Annotated in this window: 23 protein-coding genes; 14 read left to right on the forward strand and 9 right to left on the reverse strand. The window is 47.9% G+C overall.

The annotated features are described in order from the left end of the window. Positions 1-2: 2 nt before the first annotated feature. The 3 genes from VV1_RS10875 to VV1_RS10885 are packed head-to-tail and all read left to right on the forward strand — an operon-like array spanning position 3 to position 3,035. Positions 3-1,109, forward strand: a complete 1,107-nt coding sequence (locus tag VV1_RS10875; protein ID WP_011080178.1) for a glycosyltransferase family 4 protein — start codon at positions 3-5, stop codon at positions 1,107-1,109. 2 nt (positions 1,110-1,111) lie between these two features. Next, positions 1,112-1,516 carry a hypothetical protein gene (locus VV1_RS10880; RefSeq protein ID WP_011080179.1) on the forward strand — a complete coding sequence of 135 codons (405 nt, stop codon included), beginning with the start codon at positions 1,112-1,114 and terminating at the stop codon, positions 1,514-1,516. A gap of 40 nt (positions 1,517-1,556) precedes the next feature. After that, positions 1,557-3,035 (forward strand): DUF4832 domain-containing protein, encoded by a 1,479-nt coding sequence (locus VV1_RS10885; RefSeq protein WP_011080180.1) that lies wholly within the window; start codon positions 1,557-1,559, stop codon positions 3,033-3,035. Between the two features lie 65 nt (positions 3,036-3,100). Here the strand turns inward: VV1_RS10885 and VV1_RS10890 are convergent, their stop codons facing one another. Beyond that, entirely contained in the window at positions 3,101-3,592 is a 492-nt protein-coding gene (locus VV1_RS10890) for a pilus assembly FimT family protein (protein ID WP_011080181.1), read from the reverse strand. Between the two features lie 294 nt (positions 3,593-3,886). Here VV1_RS10890 and VV1_RS10895 point away from each other — a divergent pair, with 294 nt between their 5' ends. Genes VV1_RS10895 through VV1_RS10905 form a run of 3 tightly spaced genes read left to right on the forward strand, consistent with a single transcriptional unit; the run spans position 3,887 to position 6,691 of the window. Next, positions 3,887-4,822, forward strand: coding sequence for an ABC transporter substrate-binding protein (locus VV1_RS10895; protein WP_011080182.1), 936 nt, complete (start codon positions 3,887-3,889; stop codon positions 4,820-4,822). A 12-nt stretch (positions 4,823-4,834) separates the two neighbouring features. Continuing rightward, positions 4,835-6,148 carry a diguanylate cyclase domain-containing protein gene (locus tag VV1_RS10900; RefSeq protein WP_011080183.1) on the forward strand — a complete coding sequence of 438 codons (1,314 nt, stop codon included), beginning with the start codon at positions 4,835-4,837 and terminating at the stop codon, positions 6,146-6,148. A gap of 3 nt (positions 6,149-6,151) precedes the next feature. Next, the gene (locus VV1_RS10905; RefSeq protein ID WP_011080184.1) at positions 6,152-6,691 is read left to right on the forward strand and encodes a GNAT family N-acetyltransferase; all 540 of its coding nucleotides are present in this window, start codon (positions 6,152-6,154) and stop codon (positions 6,689-6,691) included. A gap of 1 nt (position 6,692) precedes the next feature. Here the strand turns inward: VV1_RS10905 and VV1_RS10910 are convergent, their stop codons facing one another. Then, complete coding sequence (locus tag VV1_RS10910; RefSeq protein ID WP_011080185.1) at positions 6,693-7,397, reverse strand: DNA-3-methyladenine glycosylase I; 705 nt, start codon at positions 7,395-7,397, stop codon at positions 6,693-6,695. A gap of 128 nt (positions 7,398-7,525) precedes the next feature. Here VV1_RS10910 and VV1_RS24915 point away from each other — a divergent pair, with 128 nt between their 5' ends. Further along, positions 7,526-7,699, forward strand: a complete 174-nt coding sequence (locus VV1_RS24915; protein ID WP_013571524.1) for a hypothetical protein — start codon at positions 7,526-7,528, stop codon at positions 7,697-7,699. Between the two features lie 71 nt (positions 7,700-7,770). Here VV1_RS24915 and VV1_RS10920 read toward each other — a convergent pair whose 3' ends face one another. From VV1_RS10920 to VV1_RS10930, 3 genes are read right to left on the reverse strand one after another with little or no spacing between them, the layout of a single operon-like run. Then, positions 7,771-10,578 (reverse strand): Hsp70 family protein, encoded by a 2,808-nt coding sequence (locus VV1_RS10920; protein ID WP_011080187.1) that lies wholly within the window; start codon positions 10,576-10,578, stop codon positions 7,771-7,773. Between the two features lie 58 nt (positions 10,579-10,636). Continuing rightward, a complete protein-coding gene (locus tag VV1_RS10925) occupies positions 10,637-12,550 on the reverse strand; it encodes an Hsp70 family protein (RefSeq protein WP_011080188.1) in 1,914 nt (637 codons plus the stop codon). Continuing rightward, positions 12,550-13,182 carry a DUF2760 domain-containing protein gene (locus VV1_RS10930; protein ID WP_011080189.1) on the reverse strand — a complete coding sequence of 211 codons (633 nt, stop codon included), beginning with the start codon at positions 13,180-13,182 and terminating at the stop codon, positions 12,550-12,552. Before VV1_RS10930 ends, VV1_RS10925 begins: the two co-directional genes overlap by 1 nt. A 292-nt stretch (positions 13,183-13,474) precedes the next feature. On the opposite strand from VV1_RS10930, the gene VV1_RS10935 reads away from it, so the two are divergent. After that, positions 13,475-15,022 carry a sensor domain-containing diguanylate cyclase gene (locus VV1_RS10935; protein ID WP_011080190.1) on the forward strand — a complete coding sequence of 516 codons (1,548 nt, stop codon included), beginning with the start codon at positions 13,475-13,477 and terminating at the stop codon, positions 15,020-15,022. Between the two features lie 89 nt (positions 15,023-15,111). Then, complete coding sequence (locus VV1_RS10940) at positions 15,112-15,642, forward strand: 3'-5' exonuclease (RefSeq protein WP_011080191.1); 531 nt, start codon at positions 15,112-15,114, stop codon at positions 15,640-15,642. 96 nt (positions 15,643-15,738) lie between these two features. Here the strand turns inward: VV1_RS10940 and VV1_RS10945 are convergent, their stop codons facing one another. Together VV1_RS10945 and VV1_RS10950 are read right to left on the reverse strand one after the other, a co-directional pair. Next, positions 15,739-16,185 carry a tellurite resistance TerB family protein gene (locus tag VV1_RS10945; protein ID WP_011080192.1) on the reverse strand — a complete coding sequence of 149 codons (447 nt, stop codon included), beginning with the start codon at positions 16,183-16,185 and terminating at the stop codon, positions 15,739-15,741. Positions 16,186-16,256: 71 nt separating this feature from the next. Then, entirely contained in the window at positions 16,257-16,616 is a 360-nt protein-coding gene (locus VV1_RS10950; protein ID WP_011080193.1) for a VC1380 family protein, read from the reverse strand. Between the two features lie 117 nt (positions 16,617-16,733). On the opposite strand from VV1_RS10950, the gene VV1_RS10955 reads away from it, so the two are divergent. Further along, positions 16,734-18,038, forward strand: coding sequence for a MipA/OmpV family protein (locus VV1_RS10955; protein WP_011080194.1), 1,305 nt, complete (start codon positions 16,734-16,736; stop codon positions 18,036-18,038). A 63-nt stretch (positions 18,039-18,101) separates the two neighbouring features. Here the strand turns inward: VV1_RS10955 and VV1_RS10960 are convergent, their stop codons facing one another. After that, complete coding sequence (locus VV1_RS10960) at positions 18,102-19,022, reverse strand: Lcl C-terminal domain-containing protein (protein ID WP_011080195.1); 921 nt, start codon at positions 19,020-19,022, stop codon at positions 18,102-18,104. Positions 19,023-19,032: 10 nt separating this feature from the next. Continuing rightward, positions 19,033-21,936, reverse strand: coding sequence for a DUF1566 domain-containing protein (locus VV1_RS10965; RefSeq protein ID WP_011080196.1), 2,904 nt, complete (start codon positions 21,934-21,936; stop codon positions 19,033-19,035). A 245-nt stretch (positions 21,937-22,181) separates the two neighbouring features. Here VV1_RS10965 and VV1_RS10970 point away from each other — a divergent pair, with 245 nt between their 5' ends. The 4 genes from VV1_RS10970 to VV1_RS10985 are packed head-to-tail and all read left to right on the forward strand — an operon-like array spanning position 22,182 to position 25,042. Next, entirely contained in the window at positions 22,182-22,361 is a 180-nt protein-coding gene (locus tag VV1_RS10970; protein WP_375139797.1) for a Flp family type IVb pilin, read from the forward strand. Positions 22,362-22,364: 3 nt separating this feature from the next. Beyond that, positions 22,365-22,796, forward strand: a complete 432-nt coding sequence (locus VV1_RS10975; RefSeq protein ID WP_011080198.1) for a prepilin peptidase — start codon at positions 22,365-22,367, stop codon at positions 22,794-22,796. 15 nt (positions 22,797-22,811) lie between these two features. Continuing rightward, positions 22,812-23,651, forward strand: a complete 840-nt coding sequence (gene cpaB / locus VV1_RS10980; protein WP_011080199.1) for a Flp pilus assembly protein CpaB — start codon at positions 22,812-22,814, stop codon at positions 23,649-23,651. A gap of 2 nt (positions 23,652-23,653) precedes the next feature. Next, complete coding sequence (locus VV1_RS10985) at positions 23,654-25,042, forward strand: type II and III secretion system protein family protein (RefSeq protein ID WP_011080200.1); 1,389 nt, start codon at positions 23,654-23,656, stop codon at positions 25,040-25,042. The last annotated feature ends 2 nt before the right edge of the window (positions 25,043-25,044 follow it).

Consider the following 25,044-nt stretch of genomic DNA (forward strand, 5'->3'; position numbering starts at 1 on the left):
GCATGACATTAAAAATTACCGTATTGGGTACGCGTGGTATTCCCAATGTTTTAGGTGGTGTCGAAACACATTGTCAGCATTTATATCCTCAAGTTGTCGAACAATCCGATTCTCAAGTCTGCGTATTGGCACGCTCTCCTTATGTCGACTATCGACATTCCCAGTATCAAGGGGTGGAGACGAAATCGGTGTGGGCGCCAAAGAAAAAATCGTTGGAAGCCGTCATCCACTCGACCTTAGCGGCACTTTCGACCTGGCTGGATCGCTCGCAAGTGGTGCATGTTCACGCCATTGGTCCGGGTTTAGTGGTGCCACTGCTGCGTTTACTGGGTAAGAAAGTCGTTTTTACCCACCATGGACCTGACTATGATCGCCAAAAATGGGGTGGTTTTGCTAAGAAAATTCTGATGCTTGGCGAAAAGCTCGCGGTGCGTTGGTCAAACGAAGTGATCGTGATCTCGGATGTGATTAACGATTTAATCCAACAGAAATACCATCGTTACGATGCACACCTGATTTACAACGGTGTGGAAGCGTCAGGCCAACTTGATGAGCAGCAAGTACAAGACGTGATGACCAAGCATGGCTTGCTGGTGAAGGAATATTTTGTGGCGGTAGGGCGCTTTGTTGAAGAAAAAGGGTTCCATGATCTGATTGATGCCTATGCACAGTCTGGTTCCACTCTGCCTTTAGTATTGGTGGGCGATACCGATCATGAAACGAAGTACAGCGCCGAACTAAAAGAAAAAGCACGCAACACACCAAACATCTATATGACCGGTTTTTTAAATGGTGATGAGCTGAAAGCCGTCTTTTCTCAGGCGCGCGCATTTGTAATGCCGTCTTATCATGAAGGGTTGCCGATTGCCTTGCTTGAAGCCATGTCTTATTCATTGCCAGCCGTTGTGAGTGATATTCCAGCCAATGCAGAGGTTGCGTTGCCGGAAGAAAACTATTTTCCAGTGGGTGATGTGGTGGCGCTGAGCAAAAAATTAAAACAAGCAGAGCAAGCTGAAACCGTGGATTACCATGATTATTTGGCTAAATACGACTGGCATAAAATCGCGGATCAAACCATTGCGGTTTATCAGAAGGCGTTGGAGAAATAAACGTGGATGCGAAAAAAGCCAACAAGGCAGTGGCACAATTTTACCATGCGCTGGACAAGCAAACGGCAGAGAGCTTAACTGAGCAACAGAAGCGCGACATTGAACAAGCGGTGCAATCCATCGGCCTAGTGGCTCGGCATTCGCTCGATGTTCGTAAGAGCTTGCCCTGGTTTGGCAAGCGCTACTATTTTGTTCTCCTTTGCGGTCGTGACCGCCGTGGACAAGTTCGAGCGGAAGAGTCGGCATTGGCTAACTTTTTTACGGTGACGTTTGTTGTCATCGCGTTGTTGACCTTGTTTGGCTTATCCGCCTTGGCGTTATACCTGCTTAAGTCAGCGTTAGGGATTGATATCTTCAAAGACTACTCGCTAGGAATATGGGACTGGTTTAAAGGTCTGATTCACTAGTGTTGTCAGCGAGTTCATACTCAATACGAAAAGGTACGGAATGAAACTTCGATTTTACCAGCAACTCTTATTGGCTTCGCTTATTAGCATGCCCGTTACCGCTTGCTATGCCAAAAAAGGCCAAGCGGAAAACGGTGCAAACAAACCGGAGAATTCCGTTGTTGAGGGCGCGGATCCCGTTGAAGAGGGGATCGTGACGGTTTATCCAACGGAATTATCAGGGCCAATCAGTAATCCCGGAATGGGGGTCGAAACGTTTCATAACAATTGGGGCGCGACTCTAAGCACGGCACAATATCCAGAAGCGGGTATTGATTACTATCGTTTTTATTGGAATGAGTTAGAGCCTGTTGAAGGGCAATATGCTTTTGATAAGCTCGATCGAATTTTGGCGGAAAATCGTCAGGAATCACCAGCGAAGATGATTGCGATACGTTTTATGACCGCCGATGAGCCTTATACTGGCAGCAAAATCCCAAGCTGGTTGATCAATAAAGGGATCGCGGGCGACTGGAGTGAAGATGGTTCCACTTTCGTTCCGAGCCTTGAAGACAGCGTGTACATGAGTTACATGGCGAAGCTGTTGAACGCGTTTGGTAAGCGTTACGATGGCAATCCTAACCTCAGCCATGTTGATATCGGTATGGTTGGTTCTTGGGGCGAGTGGCATAACAGTAATTTTTCCAACCTAGCACCACTGCATCAGCGTTACAGTGATGCAACACTCAATCATATTGTGGATTTGCACTTTCAAGCGTTTCCCAAAACCCCTAAAGTCATGCTTATCAGCGGTGAGAACAGCCTAAATTATGCGGTGAGTAAAGGGGCTGGGTGGCGCGCCGATTGTTGGGGAGATTGGCATCATTTCTCGACGACATGGAGTCATATGAAAGATGACTATCCATACCGTCTGCAGCAAGCCGAACAAAAAGACAGCCAGTTTAAAGAGGCATGGCAACACGGGCCCATAAGCTTAGAAACCTGCGGAACCATGCAGGAATGGCGAAGCGCGCAGGACTACACGTTAGAGGAAATCCAAGCAAGCTTAGATTGGGCCATTGCACAGCATGCTTCTTCGCTTAATCTTAAATCGAAACCGATCCCAGAGGAGTATCGCCCGCTGCTGGACAACGCGTTGAGCAAGTTAGGTTACCGATTGAGAATCAAAAGTTTGTCTCACCAGCAACAACTCAGTGCGGGCAGCACTTGGGTTATTGAAACCTTGTTCAGTAATGATGGCGTCGCACCGCCCTATATTCACCGTAACTTAGCGTATCGTCTACGTAACAGTGAAGGAGAAACCGTGTTTTCAGCGATATCTAAGTATGACGTGAATGAATGGTTACCCGGAGAGCACGCGACAAGAACCAGCTTAACGTTGCCAGACGCTCTTACGCGAGGAGATTATGCTGTTGAAGTGGCATTGATTGATAGCCATGGTGAGCTACCGCTGAACTTGGCTAATGATGGCAAACAAGCCTCTGGTTGGTATCGACTTTCTCAGTTGAGCATTCAATAACGCCTTTCAGCAAAAAACACCTCAAACGGCACCGAGCCTTTTGGTTTTTTTTATTTGCTTTGCGTTTAACAGTGCGCAGTTTGCAATTGATAGGTGACATCACCTCCCGCACTGGCGGGGTAAAACACTTCAACGTAGCACAGATGGGTAGGACCAACAGGCTTGTTCGCAAACCCAATTAAAAAATAGGGTTCGGCCGGGTTATCCACACCATACCATTTATTGATGGTGAGTTTAGGGTCGAGCCCGGCAAGATCTTGTGCCGGAATGACGTATTTGATCAGGCCAAAATAGCCAATGAGATCGGGATGACCATCACCGTCCAGATCGATATTCGGAGCCAACTGCGCATTGACGGACTCTTGGTTTTGCAAAATGGCTTTGGTGTAGACTTGCGTATTGGCCGTTTCTAGTGCCGTTCTCGCGCCTTGGAGCACCGCAATACGAGCGTCCGTCTGAATATCCAGAAATCGCGCTGCTGCGGTAACGGCAATAATACCAATGATAACCAGCGTGACCACCAGTTCGATGAGAGTAAAGCCTTTCGCTTTGGCCATAAGTCGTCCTAAAAAAGTATCGAAATATGAGTGTAAGACCAGATTAATCAACATCACGTTTCATATCTGAGAAAAACCACACTTGAATCAACAACATTTTTAGAACGTGAATCAAAGCTTTTCTTTTGCGGTTTTAATTGATGCTTAAGTGATTAAAAAGTGAATTTGGGCACAAAAATAACCATTTAGTATTATGTGAAATTTAGACTATGCTTATATGAGTCCTGTTTCATTTGGTTGGCGAGTATGTTAGTTCGGTTCCGAGCAAGTTTGTTTGTCACACTACTGTTAGTCATGGTGGGGGCTGTTGTTTGGTTGAGCAGTCAAAAGCCTCTTTATGACTCTGATTCGGTGATCACCATCGCGGTGTCTCAAACGCCACTTTCCGCCCCGTTTATTATTGCCAAAGAGCTTGGTTATCTCGACTCTGAAACCCTACGCGTTGATATATTGCCTTGTTATGGTGGGGTGAAATGTGCTCAGCTGATGTTTAATGGTGAGGTTCAATATGCGACAGCGTCGGAATCGGTAGTCATGTTTTCCAGCTTTGAGCGAAATGATTTTGCTGTGTTGGCGAGCTTTGTGGAGTCAGACAATGATTTAAAGTTACTCACTCTCAAAGAAAATGATATCGAACAAATTAGTCAACTCGATGGTAAGAAGGTCGGCGTTATCAAAGCCAGTTCCAGTGAGTATTATCTTGATGCGTTGATCAAATCGAGCGTTACGCCAGATATTTTCATAGAAAAGCATTACCTTCCCCCCAACGAAATGAGTATTGCGTTACTGGATCATCAAGTGGACGCGATCTCTATTTGGGAGCCCTACGGCTACCAGCTACAAAATGAAAAGTCTCATCAGATTCACGATTTGAGTATTCGTGGTATCTACCATCTTTCTTTTAACCTTATGGCATTAAAGTCTACGTTGGAATCCGCACCTCAAGAGAACAAGCAAGTGCTGGTAGCCTTAGACCGAGCGCTAGAGTGGATGCATGAACATCCCATAGAGACGCAGAAGATCGTCGCACGTTATTTGGATATTCCGATTGGGCAGTTGTCTTGGACTTGGGATGACTACGCATTTCGCTTGGTGTTGAGTAATAGCTTGCTTTCAAACTTGCAGATCCAAGCTCGTTGGGCGCTAGAAAATGGATTGGTGGCGGGTGAGATGCCCGATTACCGAAAACTCATCGATCGAACACAGTTATGGCGTGCGATACAGCACTAAAAGGTGGCAAGGATGGGTTCATTAACGCAAAAACTGACGCTGCTCTTTTTCTCCACCTTGCTGGTGGTTGGGGTTGTCGCGCACTCTTTGCTTAACGTCTATGAAGAACAGAATAGCATCAGGCAAGAGATGGCGGTGATCAATCTTACTCAGTCAAACCTCGAACAATTGAGAAATCAGCTCTCTTTGTTTCTTCAGTACCAAGATGAGGAAAGCTACGATCAATTGTTTGTGGCACAACAGAAGTTATCAGAACACATTCAACAAACATCTGGCTTTCACCGCACCATGAGCAACTTGGAACGAATGTGCAAAACCTTTCAAGACTTGCTGATTCACGAGCGCTCACTCGGCAACGCCAATTATGCGGCAAAAGAGCTTTTGCACTCACGATATAACATGATTGTGCTGTCAATGGACGAAGAGCTCTCATTTCTACAAAGAAATGTGTTGGAAAAACGGCTTGGGCAGTTAACCAATGTCATCGTTAAAAGCGGCATCTCACTGGTGTGTTTTACTCTGCTGGTCAGTGTTGTGACTTTCCTGATCCTGAAACGTTTTAAAAAAGGTTGTTCAGTATTGCAATCGGGATTCAACCAACTAAGTCACGGTGATTTAGAAAGCCGCATCAGTAGCAAAGGGATAGATGAAGAGTTTGTGGTGGTTGCAGATCGCTTTAATTCGATGAAAACCTCACTCAGGCAGATCACCGTGACCAGAGAACAACTCGAGTTGGAAGTGCTGCGTCAAACGGCTGAGTTAAGAGCACAAAAAGAACAGTTGGTTTATCTTTCCGAGCGTGACCCCTTAACGGGTTTGAAGAACCGACGGGCATTTATGACCGCTTTAGAAGACGCAGCCATCAAAGCCAACCGAAGTGGGCTGAAAATGGCACTGTTGTTTATTGATCTCAATAAGTTTAAGGAAATTAACGACACTTACGGACATGATGCTGGCGATGAAATACTGTGTCGCGTAGCAGAGCGAATGGTTGATTGTTTTAGGCATTCGGACATCTTGGGCCGGCTAGGGGGAGATGAGTTTGTCGTCTGTCTCGATTTGTTGACGAGCTATGACGGTGTGATAAGTAAAGCGGAGCAGTTTGCTGAACAAATGAGTGCGCCAATTCTCTTTCATGGCCACCACTTGCAAGTAACGCCGAGTATTGGTATCAGTTGTTATCCTGATCAGAGCAGTTCAATATTGGAGCTGGTAAAGCTGGCAGACGAAGACATGTATCAGGCCAAAAACGCTAATGGTGACTTTGTTGTTAGCCGTTTTCTGGCACAAGCGCCTGATATGGCGTTACTTAAGGAGTTTAAATAAACAGTGGAAGTTGAAAGTGAGCGCCTCAGTATCCGTTGGCCTGAGATAAGTGATGCCTGGCCTTTGTACCAAGGTTATTTTTCCGATGTTGCGGCGTCTAAGTTCTTGGGCAGAGCCGCGCACCCGAATCCCGAAGTCACCTTAAGAAGCATCGAACTTTGGCGATCATTTAGGTATGACGCTCAGGCCGATACACGAGTGTTGAGCGTGGTGTTGAAAGCCAGCCTGCAACCCATTGGTATCATGGTGCTTAAGCGGGAAGGAACGGCAATAGAGATCCACTTTGGCCTCAACCGTACATACAGCGGTCAGGGGTACGCGACAGAAATGTGTCGAGCCATGGCGAAGGCATTACAAGCAAGCGGATACCACAAGGTTTGGAGCTATGCTCATATTGAGCACACGGCGAGTCTGCGTGTGTTAGAAAAGGCCGGCTTTCAACCCGCGAGGAGACTAAGGTCGTGGATGGTGTTCCCCAACCTTAGTAACGACAAGCAAGATTGCCTTGAAATGATTTATCAGGCTGACGCGCCCGCCCAATAATTTATTCTTCAATCTCACTTTGTACGCGGTTATCTCCCGTGCTAAAAGCGATAACCTGGCTAATTTCCGTGAGGCTGCGACCACTTTGCTGTTGCCAATGAGTAAAGGCCAGTGTTGCGGCTTCTAACGAACGCTTGGTTTCTTTTCCGCCTTCAATGATTTTATAGCTGCGCAAGTACGCCTCTACATCCCCAGACAAAATAAAGGTATCGACGCCAAGCTGACGCAGGCTGTAAGGGCCGGTGTTACCACCGAGTCGACTGCCGTGCTTTTTCAAAAACGCCCAGAGTCCGGTGATCTCTTCTTTCGGCCAGTTCGCCACCATTTGGCCAAATGAGCCGTATTGCAACCCCACTTCGTGCATCATTTGCGCATTCGCTTGAATGGATTTGACCTTGGCATGATGGCGAATAATGCGCGTATCCGCCGCTTTCAGATCCCACTGTTCATCAGAAAGCATCAACAAAGGCGCTACTTTAAAACCAAAGAAGACTTCTTCGAAATTTGGCCACTTGTTCCGCACGACTTTCCAAGATATGCCACTTTGGAAAATCTTCATACTGAAGGCAGATAACCAACGATCATCCGGAATAGCGGCAATTTGCGCTTGGGTGAGCGGTTTGGACAAAAGGGCTTCAAGCTTTGCTTCGCCCCCTTTGCGCTCGGCGGCTCGTTGATAGATGTCGTCAAATTTTTCTAGATTCACAATCTCAATCTCCCTTTCTATGCGCTTTTACCGAGGACTAACAAAGCCAAACGATATGTTGACTAACGAATGACATTTTAAAAGCAAGAGTCAGTAAAGTCTGCGACAAAACATGAGGTTATAAAACTATGAAAAAAACATGGATTGCGCTAGGTCTATGCGCATTTTTATCTGGCTGCCAATTAACCAGCGTCGAAGGGGAGTACAAAGACGTGGAAGTGAAACTGAAGAACAAGAGTTCCAGCCACGAGGAAAGCCAATCATTTTGTCCTCCGGGACAGGCAAAGAAAGGGCGATGCTAATTGGTTGGTGCACGATGAAAAACAATCAGCCAGCATGAGGCTGGCTGATTAGGAGGTTCGCTAATGACGGTTTACTGAGTCACCAGACGCAACCCGCTCGGGAGAGCATCACCAAACACGCGTTTAGACTCGCTTTCAGAAAGCTCTTTGATCTCTTCGACCAAGCTTACCCACGCTTCCGGTACTCGGCTTTGCTTCAGTTTGGTGAGCACTTGTTGGCGGAAATCTTCAGAGATATCAAAGAGACGATCACCCGTTTTACGACAAATCATCACCGCAGCAAAGGCGATCATCGGTTCTTTCTGCCAGTTCTGATCCAATAGTTTCGGTAACCATTGTTCCGCTTGCTCGCGTGGAATGACACGATGTTGGCTTGCGTAGAGCGGTGTACGAGAGGCCAATCGCCCAATCGCCCACCAGTGCGCTTGCTCAAATTGGTTTTGATTCAGAGCTTTGCTCAAAAACCAACTGGTTAGCAAAACTTTGTCTTCCACTTCCAGATGCTCTAGAGACGCGGCCAGTCGAACCATGGCTTCGTAGCCCATATCTTGCGCGGCTTTTGCCGTTTGTGGATTTTTCATCGCGCCTGGGTGTAAATACTTGGCAATGTCGGCAAGTAGCGTTTCTTGTTGCTCTTGGTTTAAGCCTCCAGCTATACGACGCCAGAATACCCACCAATCGGTCCAACCTTGATGATTTTGGAACTGGATACCTTGTTGGTAGAGCCCCCAAACTTGCTCAATACGCCAAGAATCGGTTGCATCGCCAAAGCCCGGGCGAAGAGAAAAACCTGCTAAACGTAGCCAGTTTTTTTCGTGTTGTTCAGAACGGCGGCGACGTTTTCGTCCTTGTGCAAAGGCATCAAACAAGTGGCGTAGGGTTGTGAAGTCCCATTCATCGCGCTTGCCAAGTTTGCGTTCAAGTTCTTTGGCTAACAGTTTGATCTCATTGCCATCGCCACTTTTTTTGTTGCCACTATAGAGGCGGGTAATCAGTTCTTTACACTCATTCAATCGTGGGTGAAGTGTGGCATTTTCTTGTTCTTCCGCTTTTTTGTTGCGAACTTCAAACTCCAGAGCCCAACGTTTATCTTCTTCTTCGACACTGACGCACTCCATTTTCAGGGTGCCGACTTCGGTCAATTGGCATGCAAGTTGAACTTCCACACGCTCTTTTTGATTGGCTTCTAATTCTGCGCCTTCCCCTTGCAATGTAACGATATACGGGGGAAGTGGGGTGAAGATATCAGGGTCGATATCCGCCATGACGCCGTTTTGAATCGCTACGTGGTGGGACAAAGCATCGTGCGTTGACGTGAGTAGGTTAAAGCGTACGGGTTCGCCAAGGGTGAGCGAGAAACGTCGTCCAGTGAGACGAATTTCTTGTCCTTCTTCGGTGCCTTTTGCAAGCAAACAGAGCGCTTTACCCATTTTGTTTTTTTCTTGCAGATGCAAAAAGTAAGACCGAGCAGAACCGCCACCGATTTTGAGTTGTGCCCCTCGACGGGCTTTGGCAAACGCGACAGCGCCTAATGCCACAGACCAATCTGGATGCGGGTTATCAAGGACGGTGACCGGTGCGCCGCGCCAGCGACCGAGCAACTCGGTCATCCGCGCAGTGACGAGGTCACTGTTAAACACGCCGCCGTTCAACAACAGACCTACCGGAATGGCGGGTTGATCACTTTCTGATTGTCCTAACGCAGCGTGAGAGACTTGTTGGTGCTGAGATAAAAACTCGGCCACGTGTTTGCTCACCGCGGGATCGGCGACATAAGGCAAACCAAATTCGACCACGGCGCTGCGGCGTTTACCCGGCGTTTGAGTAAAATCCGAAAGTGGGAAGAAGCCGTCGAGGGCGATTTGATGAACTTCTTGTTTATTCAACGAGATGCTTTTGGTGCCACCAAGCAGTTTGGAACCACTGCCCAACATGGTGATCTTCACTTCTTCCGGCGCTGTACTTGAGAGGAGTTGCTCTTTGGCTTTGCGTGTTTGCTGAATCAGTTTGGTGAGGCTGGCCGCATTGAGTTTTTTGCTTTGATTAAAGCGCTGCTCCGCTAAATGCGCGAGGGCCAAATCTAGGTTATCACCACCGAGCATGAGGTGTTCACCAACCCCGATGCGATCCAAGGCGAGGGCGTCTTGGTTAAATTTTGCTTCAATCAAGCTTAAGTCAGTGGTACCGCCGCCGACATCACACACCAAAATCAGCGGGATTTCTTTTAATAACTCTGCGGCACTGTGCTGGTGGCGAGCATACCAGTCGTAACAAACCGCTTGAGGCTCTTCGAGCAGAAGCACTTGGCTTAAGCCTGCCAGTTGAGCGGCTTCGAGGGTCAGCTTACGTGCAGTTTCATCAAACGAAGCCGGTACGGTGACCACCACCTCTTGATCTTCGAGCAGATTGCCCGGGTGGCGATGATTCCATGCTTGGCGAATGTGATTAAGGTAACTGGCACTGGCAATAACAGGGGAAACCTTCTCAACATCGCCAACCCCAGCCCACGGCAGTATGTCTGAATGGCGATCAACCGCTTGGTGAGACAGCCAGCTCTTAGCGCTTGAAACCTGACGCCCTTCTACCTTTGCGCCCAGTTCACGCGCCCATTCACCAATGATCACATTAGCAATGTCGCCAGCCACAGTTTGGTTTTCCCACGGTAAGGTGAGATCCGCCGGGGCGATTTGCCCGTTGGCAGGGTGGTAGCGGAAAGAGGGCAGTAGTGGCTTACGAACCACTTCACCGGGGCCAATAAGCTGGTCAATATCGAAAAGGGAGACGTTGGATTGTTGTAAGTTCTCGGTCAGTTCACAAAACGCAACCACCGTGTTGGTGGTGCCTAAGTCAATGCCGACAAGATAGCGAGGAGATGCCATGACAAACCCTTGATTGATTTAAAAACGGCACCCTTCGGATGCCGTTTGCTTTGTTCGATTATTCTGCCAGAGAGGCATCGTCACGCACGTCGAATTCCACGTGCCATTTTTGACCGTTATCCGCCGCAATCGCTTCTAAATACAGCGTGCCAAGTTCAGTCACGCGTGAGGCCAATGTCACCGGCACCACTTCGCCTTCACGGCGACCCTCTGAAACCGGTAACGTCACTTGAATCTCTGGTAATTCTTCAAGTTCATCTGGGCCCCAATGGTCCAAATGTGTTCCTGTAAGATCGTCACGACGAACCGTTGAGCCAAAGAATTGGAAATTCACTGGCTGGCCGATGATCAAACCAAACTGCTGACTTGGTACATCGACGCTGGTGCCTTCTTCCATGCCAAACGGCGCCACACACAGTGCTTCCATTGGCGGTGCCATACCTGGAATGGCAGGCATTGCGCTCTCGATACCGACGTAATAGCTTGAAGCAATACCACCGCGAATACGCACACCTTGGCCACGACGCACTGCGCCATAGTAAGCCGCGCCGCTCGCCACCGCGAGATCCAAATCGACGCCGGTGAGTCGTTTTGCCATCTCTGCATCAGCGTCAAGCAACCATTCGTTGATGGTTTCTTCTAAGCGTTCTGCTAAGAGAGCTGACTTCAGCACACCACCATTGAACAAAATCGCGGTAGGTTTGATGAAATCGACAGAAGCTTGTTGAGCGCCAGGCATACCCGGCATTCCGCCAACAAACGGGTTGTAATCTTGTGCAGGTACCGCTTCACCGTTGGCATTGGCTTGCTTCGACAAGAAAGCCGCAATGTGGCGAGTGATGCCTGCGTCTTGTGCATAAGGCAAGCCCATCTGGGTCAGTGCACCGCGGTTACGTTGTACTGGGTGTTCGGTGATAGCGACTTTAGGGAAAAAGCCATCGACGAGCATTTGCTGCACTTCTTGCTGCGTGAGTTCGGTTTTCAGCGTAGCGCCGAGCAATTTAGAACCGCGGCTTGGCACGACAATCGGTACCGATTGCAGTTCTGCATCATTGAGCAGCGCTTCTTTCGCGTCGCGGCAAGCGTGCGTCATGGCTTGTACTTGCCAAGGTTGCAGCTCTTTGCCTTCCTGAGCCAGCTTCATCTTCAAACTGTAGGCGAGGGCAAGATCCATGTTGTCACCGCCCAGCAGAATGTGTTCACCGACAGCGATGCGTTTGAGGGTCAGATTACCTTCTTCTTCGGTCACTTCCACCAAAGAAAGGTCAGTAGTACCACCGCCGATGTCCACCACCAGCACGATATCACCCACAGTGACTTCATCGCGCCATTTGTCATTGCTGTTGTCGATCCAGTTGTAAAGCGCGGCTTGAGGCTCTTCCAACAAGGTAAGATGGACAAAACCGACATTGCGCGCCGCTTCTGCCGTCAGATCGCGCGCCGCAGGATCAAACGATGCCGGCACTGTGATGGTCACGTCTTGCTCTGATAGCGGATGGTTTGGCTGTGCGTGATCCCACGCCTGCTTAAGATGCTCTAAATAAAGCTCGGTTGCGCGCAGTGGTGAGACTTTTTCAATCTCTTCTGGGCTGCCAGCTGGTAGAAACGCATCGCGGCGATTCACGCCACCATGGCAAAGCCAAGATTTCGCACTGGCTACCAAACGCAAAGGCGTTTTACCACCCAAATTACGTGCGATTGCGCCGACAAGGGCAGTTGGCTCAGTCGTCCATGGCAACACGCGTGACGCAGGGTTCATTTCATGCTCATGCGGCTGGTAAAGAAACGAACCAAGTTGGTTACGAGACTCAACGGTGCCAGGCGCCGTCAATTGTGGAATGGCCATCACTTGTACGCGAGCTTGCTCATCCTGGGTATCCATGAATGACATAACACAGTGCGTGGTACCTAAGTCGATACCAACGCTGAATTTTGCCACTTGCTCGGTTGCGGGTGTCATCATCGTTTCCATTACAGCTCAACCTCAGCGGGTGCGATGATCGAAGCGTCGTAGTTTTCCGCTAGTTTCGGTAGCGTCATTGCAGAAGCTTTCCAACCTTTGTGGATTAAGGTGCCGTTAAATGGCGCATTACCAGTTACGTTTCCGACTAAACGAATCGCTTGAGGGTTAAAGCCTTCTTCGACCACAATGCGGCTCTCTTCGTCTTCGTTACGGATCGCTTCAAGCGTTACGTACTCTTTTAGGACTTTTTGGCCACCGCTATGAATAACACGCGCTGCTGCGCCCACTTCTTCATCAGAGAATGAGGTGAGATCTTCTTGTAGGAAGTCAATCAAGCGAGCTTCTTGTTGCATGATAGAAAGCAGTTGCATCGCAGAATCGGTGGATGCGGTGGCAAGCTTAGATTCCACTTCAACCACTTTTTCAATCACTTTCTCAACTTCAACAACTTTCTCTACTTCGACGATTTTTTCGACCGGTTTTTCGACTTCAACGATTTTTTCTACAGGCTTCTCAACCACTTTCTCGATCACTTTGGATTTACGAGAAACCGCCACGAGTAGTAATAAAACGCTCGATGCCGCTAGACCTGCGTGAAGCATATCGAACGTTTGAGGAATAAGGTTTAAATCAATGTTCATGCTAATTTTTCTCTATTCGATTGATTTAAAGGTGCATAGATTGGCTCGCGATAGACGACATAGACGGGCGAATTTGCGATTTGCACCTAGTTTAGACGTAAAAATGGTGACGAATATTAGCATATTCAAGTTGGTAGGCTGTAATAAAAGCGCTTTTAGGGCAGAATTCTGAGTTTGTTTGCTGAAAAAAACGACATAACAGTTTGTCATTCTGTTAAATGGCTTGATGTTTGTGTGGTTATCGTGTTTATTGGCATTGGATTCGGTTTGTTGGATTTAAATGGATTTGTAAGTGGGTCAACCAGTTTCTCTTTTGTCTTATCGATGGTTTAGAAGGCACTCGGCGTCGATTTTTGCCTTTGTCGCAACGTTATTTGCAACCTGTGTATTTTTGCTCATTGCAAGTCATATCCAGCAGCGCTATACCCATACCATGTTTAATAATTTGGCTGAGCGACAAGCCGAAGCCCTCAAAGAGTTCGTTAAAAACGATTTGGATTATATCGGCTCTGGAGCCAATTTCTTCTATTCTGTCGCGCCTGAGGATTGGGACCGCTTTGAAGTGTTTGCCCGCCACACCGTTTCATCTTCACAAAGTTTGATTGGTTTGCAGTGGATGCAAAAGGTGGCGCCTGAGCAACTGGAACAGCACATTGCCAATGTGCGTGAAACTTTCCCCGATTTTTCGGTTTTTACCGTCCCTAAAGATCAACCCAAAACTTACGGCTACGTGTTTTCCGATGGCAGGGCCATTTACATTGCGAGCGATATTTACCCTCGAACGCCGAAAAACATTGAGTTGCTGGGTTTCTATTCTTCTCGCCTGCGTTTTGATTTGATTTTGGACGACATCTTTAGCACAGGCCGAGCCAACATTTCCGATAAAGTGCGTCTATTACAAGACGGCTACGACCAATCATTAGATAAGACCGGCTTGTTGGTTTATCACCCCGTTTTTGACCAGCGTAGAGAGTCACTGCTTGGTGTGGTGGTTGGTGTGATTCGCAGTACCGTTTATTTCGAAGAGCTGGTGATGAAAACGGCGACTGAACTCAACATGGTGGTCAAAGTGACGGACTTAGGGTTTGATGCGGAGGACGATCCCATTTTGTATCAGAGCCCCAATTGGTCAAGCATTGAGGGCGAGATCGTCGTGAAGCCGGTCACCTTACCAAACCGTTCATGGCGCATCGAATTTAAACTCGAGAAAGGGCTGTCGAAATGGGACCGACTGGTTTTAATCGGCATTGCGGTGATTGGCGTGGTGATCGCCACCTTGGTTGCGCATATTGTCAACTTGCAGACGCGTGAGAAACAACGCTTGAGTTATATGCTCAATGAAAAAACCAAAGAGTTGCAATTTATGGTGGATCACGATCCACTGACGCACACACTTAACCGCCGTGCTTTTCGTCATGATTTGACTCAGATGCTAGAAAAGCAGGCGGCGTTTAGTCTGATTGGCTTTGATATTGACCACTTTAAGCAAATCAATGACCGCTATGGCCATTTAGGTGGCGACCAAGTGTTGATTGATGTTGCCGATGTGATTGGCACTGTGTTGCAAGAGGGGGATCGTTTCTATCGTTTTGGTGGCGATGAGTTTGGTATTCTCTCTTCTGTTACAGAGCGTTCTGAATTGGAGTGTTACTTAGAAGCCATCCGTGATCGTATAGAGAAAACGGCCTGTTATTACCAAGATACCGAGATTCATTGCACCCTGAGTATTGGGGCTGCCGTCCACTGCGACGAAGAATTGGAGGATTTGGTGCAAAAAATGGATGTGCAGCTCTATCGAAGTAAAGATAAGGGACGAAACTGCGTGACAATTGCAGCCTAATTAGCCAAACGAAACCGCGTAAGTCGAGTTTCTGTTTTGATTAAGGTACACTTCCGCGCTTTAACTGGTTGGGAAACGAAAGGCGATTTATGAACCATAACCGAATTGTTTGCTTTGATTTAGAAATGTGTTGCTGGAACGAAGATGGCGTTGGGCGCACGGGCGAAATCATTGAAATCGGTTTAGCAGAGATTGATTTGCTCAAAGGTGAAATCGTCAAGCGTGCTCAATACTATGTGAAGCCTGAGCATGATGAAGTGTCGCTATTTTGCGCTGAGTTGACAGGTATTACGCCACGTAAGATCGAAAAGCAGGGCAGGCCGTTGGCCGAAGTGATTAAATCGATGATCAAAAATTTCGGTGGCAGCAATAAAATCTACGCTTCTTGGGGGCGTGATGACCGAATCCTTATGCAAGAATGCCAAGAAAAAGGCATAGATGCGCCATTTAATGAGTTCATTAATATTGCGACGTTGTACCGAATTCAACATCGCTTGAAGGACAAGCGTATTGGCCATCGTGCCGCGCAAGAAGCCAAAGGCATTGAGTGGGAAGGGCGCCAGCATTCTGGTTACGTAGATGCTTATAACCTCGCTAAACTGGCATTAACCATGTTCTAACGGGTGGATGGCCAAATACATCGTATCTGTAATAAAAAAACGCGCCTCGGCGCGTTTTTTGTTTTTCGTTGAGTTTGTTGTGACGCTATTAAAAAACTACTTATCGAGCACTTGCAGTTTGGCGCGTATAAAGTCGCTGTGGTCGACATAAAGCAGTTCGGCGGTTTTACGAATGACGGCGTCTTCCAATGGATCAATCTCGCCATCTGCGTGGGCGACTTCCCACATGCCTTTAATCAAATCAAAGCGGACTTCTTGAGACAACTTTCTAAGCTGAGAGGTGAAATCATACAAAGAGGCTGATTCAGCGACACCACTTTGTGCTTGCGTAAGTAACGCTTCTACTTGGGTATCGTCGAGATTGAGTAGGCGTTTGAGTAACTGCCTTTTAACGGCTTGCTCACGCTCATCGATTTGGTAATCGGCACCGGCGACTTCACAAAGTAGGCTCGCAATGGCCAAATTTGGGTTGGTCGCTTTGTGCTTACTGAGGTCAGAACCCTCAATAAGCTCCTTAAATAATGAAGTTAATACATTAAACATAGTGTTCACCAGCAAACGAGGTTAACTACAACATGAAGTCATTTGCGTCATTTTACAAGGTGTGAGGCAGATTAATATCCGTCACTGTCGTCGTTCTCTTCGAGAATTTCGATCACTTCAGAGCTTGAGAGCTCATGGCCCATCAGGAAGAGAGCCAACATGGCGTCGGCTTTGGTTTTTGTGTCACTGGCTTCATCGAGAATGTGTTCAAAGCGCTGTCTTATCATGGCAATTTCATGTTCGACAAAGCCACGACCTTCTTCATCGCCTTGGTTTTCTTCTGGAGCATTATCGAATTCAAGAAACAGCAAATTGTCGTCAAGGCGCGTATTTACCAGCCTTTCTGGCAGCCATTCTTCTCCCATCACAACATCAGGATCGTGACCATCTGGCAAGCTAAGGAGAAAAGTTTTCAGTTCTGAGGCTTTCACATTAAATTCAAATAAATGACAATATCTATTATTGTAACGGCTAATTGATAATGAACATAAGAGCTTTTCTTCTGTTTGATGAATTAATCAGCGTAATTAACTGGAATTTAAACAAAAATGAAAAATAAATGGCTGGCTTTAAGCCTACTTGTTGGCTTAGGTGGGACACAAAGCGCTTTGGCTGCACAAGAGGAAAACTGGGGCATCGCCGCAATGTACCGCACAGCGTCGATTCCTTTTGATACGCAAGGAGGCGATCAAACCGTTAGTACCTTTGTACCGATGATGTTTTTTGACAATGAATATGTCTTTATTCGCGGCATCGAAGGGGGCGCGTATTTGTGGCAGTCAGAAGAGCAACAATTGCAATTTAATGCGCTGACGCGTCTACGTTTTATCGATATTCCCAAGATTGCACAAAACTCTATCGAAGGTGACAAAGCGGACTTCGGTGGACAATTGAAATATCAAATTGACGACCAGTGGCGTTTTGAAGTGGAACTGATGTCTGACGACAGTTTCCGTTTTCACTCCAACTACCGCTTGGCCGCCAAATATGACTTTGGCGACTGGGAGCTAGAGCCTTCAGTCACGCTGCGCTACAAAGACGCTGATTTCAACAGCACTTACTATGCGTTCTCTGATATCACCAAGCAGAACATTGGCGCGGGTGTGGACGCCAATATCGCGTTGAAAGGCCGTTACCACGTTATCTCCAATCTTTATTTGCTCGGCCAAACCAGCATCACACGTTTAGATAACAATGCTTACAACAGCGATGCGGTGGAAGATCGTTATGAGGGGGAGTTTTACGTTGGCTTTGGTTTCTTTAACGATAAAACCAAAGAACGAAAGTCTAACCTGAAAAACAAGCCATATCTGCGTGTGGCGCACGGTTGGGGAACGCCGTCGAACATTGGTGAGATATTCAAATTTGAACACGAAAAAGATCCTTACAATAACCAGCTAACGTCACTGTTCTATGGCCATCCGTTGACAGATGAGTTGTTCGGACTGCCGCTAGATCTTTACTTGCATTCGGGCATTGCGCACCACTGGAGTTCAGAAGTGCAAAGCTCAAGCACAGAGACCGTGGTCTCTATCAAAGCGTATTACACCTTTAACTGGCCGACACAATGGCGCTTTGGTGTGGCAGAAGGGATGTCTTATATCGACAACATCACTTATATCGAACAAAGTGAAATGGATCGCAAGGGTTATACTCCAAGCCATCTACTCAATTACCTCGACTTTTCGTTTGATGTGAATGTGGGTGACTTGGTGGGTAAGAACGATTGGAAGAACGTTTGGTTTGGCTATTCCTTGCATCATCGTTCTGCGATCTTTGAAAAAGCCTCTCAATTTGGCCGAATCAAAGGCGGCAGCAACTACAATACGATTTATCTGCAGTTCGATTTCTAACTGATCATTTAATCTGTGTTGCAAACATTAGAAAGCAGGGGCGTGAATGCCCCTGCTTTTGTATTAACGATTGTCCTGTGGTATCGCTCTAACCAAACGCACGTAATACTGTGTCCAGTCCGATAGGCTTCCTAATGTATATAAAGTGTACATGTATGAAACATGTAAGCGATTGTCACTTGTTGTGCCTAGATTCGGCACGTTTTTGAACGAGACGCTGTACCCTGCTTGAGTGGCAAAAAGTTGGTTCAGTGGGTAGTAGTTGTCGCTATAGTGATTGCTCAGTCTCTCCAGCCCCAACTCTTTATCTCCCCAGTGAAACGCATTTGAAAACTTGTTGCGACTTGTTGTGGCTGCAACCCACTCTGGCGCATTTGCTTTGAGCCAAGGAACCAGTTCTTTATAAACGTAATCTGAGGTTTCTTGTGACCATTCACCATTTAGAAGCTTATGGCTGCTTTCCAACCACTCAACGACCTTTTCGTCTACCTCCGGGTTGGACTGACGTTTTTTCTCCAGTGCAACCAGGTTGTCTTGGTGTCGTTGGTAGAGAATATCGAACTTCTCTTTGTACGGAGCAACCGCTTGATATAACTGCTCCAGTGCTTCGGTCGTTTGTGACAGCTTAAAGAACTCAGGATAAGTCCCATAGCGGCAGCTCTGATCGGTAATGGTAATCAGCTCTTGGGTATGAGGCAGTCGCCATGTGAGTGCAGCGTCACTCTCGGCTTGATTGAAGGTTTCAATGAGTTCGACAAGATTCCCTCGTTTTTCCAAAATAGCGTCACCTGCGCACTGTTCACCTTGCTGACCCATTGGACACATCATCCATTGAAGGTTGGTTCTGTTGTCGTTGATCACCCAATAGTTTGTGCCGTGGTAATCGATCGTGGCTTTTTCAAAACGCCCCTCTTCAGGAAGGCATTGCGCATAGAGCGGAGTTGAGAGTACCGCTGCTAATGAGATGAGAAAAGTCGTTTTCATATGTGCTTCCTTATTCCTGATTCACTTTTAAACCATCGCTCACCAGCATCACCTGGTGAGGCACCTCTTTGCCTTCCAATTGCGTTCGTGCGTTCCAACTGGTTGGGAAAAGTAGGTTTGCTAGGGTTTTAACATCAGGGTTTTCTTGCTTCATCCACAGCATGTTGCCGTCAATATTTGGGAAGAAATCATCATCAAAGTTCAACTGAGGCTTGCCTTTCAAAGTCATAATATTGAGCGTTTCTTCGTAGGTCGGCAGCCTCCAATCGGTGATGCCGCAAAGTTTGGCTTCGTTGGCGCGTTGAACAAGTTGGTTTACCGTACAGTGACGTGCTTTGTCTTGGCGATAAACCTCACCGTTGGTCGCGACACAAAATCCGTTGTATTGGTCGTCTGTCACCGCCAGGTTGTCACCATGCAGATATCGGTTATCGATGCTGTACCAGTGACGAATGCGATCACCTTCCACCATCTCGCTATTTGGCACGGCCCACGTTCGGCCAGTTTTGGTTTCAACTGCGCAGCTGTGAGGGGTTGCAACATACGGAAGATCTTGTCGACTCAAACGTTCACCTTGCGCATCCACTTTTAGGAAAGAAAGCGATTGGTAACCATCGATGTTGGAGTTTCGTGCATAACCACTCATTGGGTCACAGCTAAAATCCGAATCAAAGAGATGAGGATTGGTTAGGCCAGCATCGCTAACTCGAACATTGAACTGAGCGCTCGGCGTACCATCGTGCGCGATCTGGAAATAGTAGCGAGTAAACGGCGTTAAACCATTTAATGTCACTCTGTGCGTTGCGCTCTTAGTCTGATTGGTCGCTTCACTCAGTTGACTAAACGGCTTGGTGTCCCAGTAGACGGTATAGCCACTGGTTCCTTGCGGCAGCCATTCTAATGTGAGCCAATCGTCCCCACGTCCACGAAGTGCAATGCCACGAATTTGGTCTTCAGCAAATTCGGTGCTGCAAATCGACTCCAATCCATTCACTGGCTCGGCGGGTAGCCAACTGTTGCCAGCGTTGATTGCCGTGTTTAAGTCGGCAGCGATCTGGTTGTCCGCAGCAAATTGGCTAAGGTGAGTGAAAGCTTGCGCACTCCACGTCAACAGCGTGTTGATGGTGGCCTCGTTATCTTCCATATGATGGGCGACATCGGCGATGTTTTTCAGCAGTTGGATGACTTGAAACGGCTCTGGCAGAATGTTGCTTTTACTGTACATACGGTATTGAGCGTTGTAGTCGAGATCGAGCAACTGAGCAGCGGTGCGGAAAAAGTCCGAGGCATTGTCGATGGCCGGTAGTGCCTGATTTTCTGCTGATGCCATTTGCATCGCCACAATGCTACTCATCAACTGCACCATTTCCGGCGTATGCTTGGCAAACAGTTCATCGATCGCGGTCTGTTTGACGGGTTTGGCGTATTGGCCGCCACCGTGATGCATCAAGCCACTGCGTTCAGCCAACAGGGCGTGTGCGTTGTTTTCAAATGAGACTTTTAAACGCGGAAACTCTTCGGCAGTGACGATGCCATCTTGGTTCTTGTCGATATCAGCTCTCGCCAGTTCACAGAAGGCGCCCAAGTAGGAACGCATCTCGACACCGCTGTCTGGATCAAACGCAATCACGGTCAGCAAATCTTGCATATTGTCGGTCGGATGGGCGCTTGGCTTGGTCAGATCGGCGTTTTTATCGTAGTAAACATACACGCCGTTCGCCGTGGGCTGACAAGTTTCAAAGCCTTGCGCGGTATCGCGAAGCGTTACGCGGAACTCAAATTGACGATTTGCCCCTTCAATAGCCGTCGACGATTTTTCTTCACCCACAGGGGTAATTGGTACCAGCAATGGGCGTTTGGGTTTGAGTGGGTTGTCGTAATGGCTGTTTGCTAAAGGATCGTTAGGATAAGAACCCATTTGTAGCGAAATCTGCGGGTTCTTCATTCCTGAAACCGTTTCGCCACGGAGTACCAAGGTGCGGGTTGGGTAAGAGTTATCTAATACTTCGCGCAGTACATTGCTTTGCTTGACCGCGTGCATCTCGATCCATTTGTCTTTAATACGCTTCTGCCAACCGTCGGGTAGTGCCACTTGATGGGTTTGTGCCATCGCTTGGTAAGTATCGCTCACTCTATCCAACCAAGGCGTCTCTTCCTCGGTTGTGGCAGCGGCCATGTTTTCATTCTTAAGCAGGGCATCAATAAAGGCAGCGGTCGAGAGATTGAGCGAGGTGAGTTCGATTTGTTCTTCACGATCAAAAGGATCGGCGATCGCATGCAGCAACGCGGCGATGGCCATGATTCTCTCTCGCCCATGTTCGTTCATCAGTTCAAGTGCACTTTGTTCGCCACTTGGATCGAGTGCAACAAACAACGAGTTGGTTTGTGAGAAAGTCAGTGGCAGCCATTCATCATGGGTAATGAATTTATCGTTGTTTTTATCTGCGGCGAGTAGCGGCAACTTGGTACCAATGGCATTGCGATAAAGCAACACTTCGCGAGTTTCTGATGACGCTTGATCTTCCGTTTGTGCTTTTTCAGCAGTGCGCGCGTTGGCCTCTTGTTCACGTGGGGAGATCACGCTGACTGCCTCAATCGTCATCGGGAGGCCCTCGCTGAGAGTGGCAGGATCCACCTCTAAAAGATAGCGAGGTTGACGCTCTCCCGCGTGTATTTTGATCGCTGAACGCGCCACGACCTCTTCACCCACCAGCAGCCTCACTTCCGTTTTGACGGTTTGATCGACCGTGACTTTCACTGGCTGAGACTCCGTGACAAAGCCGGTTAACGTTACTTTAGTTGGGGTTGAAGGGGTTGCTGGACTGGTCGCAGAGCCGCCACCGTCGCCACCACCACACGCGGTCAATAGACCCGCAATGGTTGAGGCAACCAAACTCTTGGCAAATAAGCGCATTTTCGCTCCTTATTGAAAAATTTGCTCGATAGATGAGAAGGGAAATGACGCCGTGATTTGAATAAATACTCTACATATCAGATCAATGATCTAATTAATAATAAAAATACGATCAAAAACACTGGCAAAATGTCATTTTGTAAAATATTCATCGCTTTATTTGTTGCGCATAATAATATAAGTGTTATCATTTGCAAATGATATTGATTCTCATGTCTATTTACATATTGTTTCAAAAAGGAGTAATGATGCTGAAACAATTCATAAACGATGAAAGCGGCGCGACAGCGATTGAGTATGGAATCCTAGCGGCAGGCTTAGCGGCGGGCGTATTGGCCATTTTCGGTTCTGATGGGGTGTTTATTTCTGCACTCAAAGAGAAGTTTCTCGGCATTGTAAACAGCCTTAATCCGGCTGGTGAATAAACCGTGAAGCCAGACATTGTCGTCCTCATCGCTTTGCTGCTACTGCTTGCGATGGTGGTGTTAAGTGACGTGCTAAAGCGAAAGATTTACAACGCTAATCTCGCCGTATTGGTCATCGTATCAACGTATTATCGCCATCAACTACCCGATGCAATGTGGTTGGATGCGACATTGTATGCACTGCTGGCGTTGTTGATTGGCATGCTGCTCTGGCAACGCAGGTTGCTTGGGGCAGGGGATGTGAAGCTAGCCGTGATATGTGTCTGGATGGTTTTCCCAAACTGGGGTGAGCTGATTTTACTGAGTGCGCTTGGCGCTGGGGTATTGGCGATATGGCAGTTAGCGCGTCAGCGTTTGGCCATGTCAAACACCCATCAAGGGACGATTCCGCTTGGTGTCTCCATTTCCGCGTCGACCGTTTACCTTCTTTTCTAATTTGGATTTTTCATCATGAGTCGTTGGTACATGGCTGTTTTTGCAGCTTTGTCTATTGCGTTATTTCTCGCAGGGTTTGTTTGGTTAGATACCTCACAGGCTCAACCACCATCACAACCCCTCTCAACGGTGGAGCACAAAGCAAAAGTGCTGACCACCAACCGTGCATTGGCGAAGGGCTCGTTTATTGAGCGTGAGAGCTTGGTATGGAAAGAGGTGTCGTTGGCTGAACGCGAGAGCTTAGGAGAGGTTTTTCTCCAACCTGTATTTGAACTGGATCAGATCGCCGGCAGTGTGGCGGTGCAGTTTATTCCGGCGGACAGCGTACTGTCACCAGAGATGTTGTTAAGGCCAGAGCAGTCGGATTTTCTCTCGGCTTTAGTTAAACCGGGCATGAGAGCAATTTCGATTGAGTTGGATCCGATGGCTGCGGGGCTTGGCTTACTTCGTCCGGGAAATAAAGTCGATGTCTTGCTAACAAGCCAGTCGGAAATTGACCAAGACGCCAATGGCACGCCGATATACAACAACATGGCCGTCGAAACGGTATTACAAAACATTCATTTGCTTGCGATTGGCAATCAATATTCTCCCCATCAAAAGCCGGAGAAAAGTGCCAAAAGTTACGATCCCACTTCAGTCACGTTCGAAGTGTCTCTGCAAGATGCGGAAAAGCTCGTGCTGGCGAGCAAGTTAGGTGAGTTGTCGCTCGTCTTGCGAGGTAACAACGATCAAACGGAAGTCGCGAACAAACCGCTGAAGTGGGCAAAAGATATCTCTGGGGCGTATGACCTCGAACAGCAACCAACCCAATCGGTCACAGTGATCCGCGGCAACGTGAAGGAAGGACAATAATAATGAAAGTGGCAAAACAGTGGTGGTCTGTTGTGGTGTGTTGCTTGCTGGTGCCTTTGGCGCACGCAGCCAAGCAGATCGATTTGGAGGTGGGGCAAAGCCGCCTGATTCCGTTATCGAAAGAGATGCGCAGTGTTTACATCGTTGATTCGACGGTCGCGGATGTCAAAACCCCTTCTGCGCGTAGCGCATTGGTGTTTGGTGCCAAAGTGGGCAAAACCGATTTGGTGATCGTTGGTAAAGAGGGTGAAGCGATCGCTCATTACCGACTGAATGTGAAAAACAGTGGTTTGAGCCAACTCGAACGCCATTTAGAAACCCTCTATCCGTCACATCGTATTACATTGCAATCGGTGGGCGATTCGATTGCCGTCGCAGGGACGGTGGCCAGCCCAGAAATGGCGGCGGATATTTTGAGTTTGGTGAACAATTTCGCCGTAGGGCAGGTTGCCGACAAAGAGCGTTTAAAAGAGATCAATGCCGATGCCAGCCGTAAGTCGGCAAACCCACCGGAAGGCCCAGGTGGTCAGTCGGTGCTTCCTTTGGTGATCAACCAGTTGAAAATCACCGCTGCGCCGCAGGTCAACATTTCTATTCGTATGGTGGAAATGGCAAAAAGCACCAGCGAAGAGTTGGGGATCCGCTGGCAATCAGTCAATCCGAACTGGATGCTGGGCGTTTCTCCCGGAAACCAATTTGCCACGGGAATTGATCTCACCGACCCAGATAACCTCATCAAAGAATCGGCGTTTATGGGCATTATCGATGCCTTGGCCTCGAAGAGCTTAGTCAATGTGCTGGCAGAACCGAATCTTACGGCAAAATCCGGCGAAAAAGCGGAGTTCTTGGTGGGGGGAGAATTTCCTTTCCCGAGCATTGATGGCGAATCTGTCGGCGTTGAATTTAAGAGTTTCGGTGTCGGTCTTTCGGTTACGCCAACGGTGTTATCTGAAAACCGCATTTCACTCACGGTCACTCCGGTAGTGAGCGCACTCAGCCGTCAAAATTCTATCAAAATCAATGGTGTTGATGTTCCTGGGTTAGATAAGCGAACCGCAACTACCACTATTGAACTGGCCGATGGACAGAGTTTTGCCTTGGCAGGGCTACTGAGAACGTCAGAAGAAAACTCGGTGGATGCCATTCCCTTTTTAGGCGAGTTGCCAGGCGTTGGTGCCCTGTTTCGAACCAATAAGAATCAGCAGATAGAGCGCGAATTGGTGATCATCGCCACGGCCAGTCTGGTGCAGCCAACGGGTGATATAGAGTCGATCCCGACACCACTTGACCATTTCCGTGCACCAACACGCTTAGAACGTTTGCTGTTTGGTGAACTTGAAGGTCACACAGACACGCCGAAACTCATCGGTGACTACGGCTATCGCTACTAACA

It is taken from the genome of Vibrio vulnificus CMCP6, from assembly GCF_000039765.1.
Lineage (GTDB): Bacteria > Pseudomonadota > Gammaproteobacteria > Enterobacterales > Vibrionaceae > Vibrio > Vibrio vulnificus_B.

Bases quoted from the DNA above. Each gene is read 5' to 3' on its own strand.
- VV1_RS10875 (WP_011080178.1), top strand. From the start codon at position 3: ATGACATTAAAAATTACCGTATTGGGTACGCGTGGTATTCCCAATGTT.
- VV1_RS10965 (WP_011080196.1), bottom strand. From the start codon at position 21,936: ATGCGCTTATTTGCCAAGAGTTTGGTTGCCTCAACCATTGCGGGTCTA.
- VV1_RS10895 (WP_011080182.1), top strand. From the start codon at position 3,887: ATGGTGGGGGCTGTTGTTTGGTTGAGCAGTCAAAAGCCTCTTTATGAC.
- VV1_RS10920 (WP_011080187.1), bottom strand. From the start codon at position 10,578: ATGGCATCTCCTCGCTATCTTGTCGGCATTGACTTAGGCACCACCAAC.
- VV1_RS24915 (WP_013571524.1), top strand. From the start codon at position 7,526: ATGAAAAAAACATGGATTGCGCTAGGTCTATGCGCATTTTTATCTGGC.
- VV1_RS10890 (WP_011080181.1), bottom strand. From the start codon at position 3,592: ATGGCCAAAGCGAAAGGCTTTACTCTCATCGAACTGGTGGTCACGCTG.
- cpaB (WP_011080199.1), top strand. From the start codon at position 22,812: ATGAGTCGTTGGTACATGGCTGTTTTTGCAGCTTTGTCTATTGCGTTA.
- VV1_RS10985 (WP_011080200.1), top strand. From the start codon at position 23,654: ATGAAAGTGGCAAAACAGTGGTGGTCTGTTGTGGTGTGTTGCTTGCTG.
- VV1_RS10945 (WP_011080192.1), bottom strand. From the start codon at position 16,185: ATGTTTAATGTATTAACTTCATTATTTAAGGAGCTTATTGAGGGTTCT.
- VV1_RS10955 (WP_011080194.1), top strand. From the start codon at position 16,734: ATGAAAAATAAATGGCTGGCTTTAAGCCTACTTGTTGGCTTAGGTGGG.
- VV1_RS10940 (WP_011080191.1), top strand. From the start codon at position 15,112: ATGAACCATAACCGAATTGTTTGCTTTGATTTAGAAATGTGTTGCTGG.
- VV1_RS10960 (WP_011080195.1), bottom strand. From the start codon at position 19,022: ATGAAAACGACTTTTCTCATCTCATTAGCAGCGGTACTCTCAACTCCG.
- VV1_RS10900 (WP_011080183.1), top strand. From the start codon at position 4,835: ATGGGTTCATTAACGCAAAAACTGACGCTGCTCTTTTTCTCCACCTTG.
- VV1_RS10925 (WP_011080188.1), bottom strand. From the start codon at position 12,550: ATGGAAACGATGATGACACCCGCAACCGAGCAAGTGGCAAAATTCAGC.
- VV1_RS10885 (WP_011080180.1), top strand. From the start codon at position 1,557: ATGAAACTTCGATTTTACCAGCAACTCTTATTGGCTTCGCTTATTAGC.
- VV1_RS10970 (WP_375139797.1), top strand. From the start codon at position 22,182: ATGATGCTGAAACAATTCATAAACGATGAAAGCGGCGCGACAGCGATT.
- VV1_RS10930 (WP_011080189.1), bottom strand. From the start codon at position 13,182: ATGAACATTGATTTAAACCTTATTCCTCAAACGTTCGATATGCTTCAC.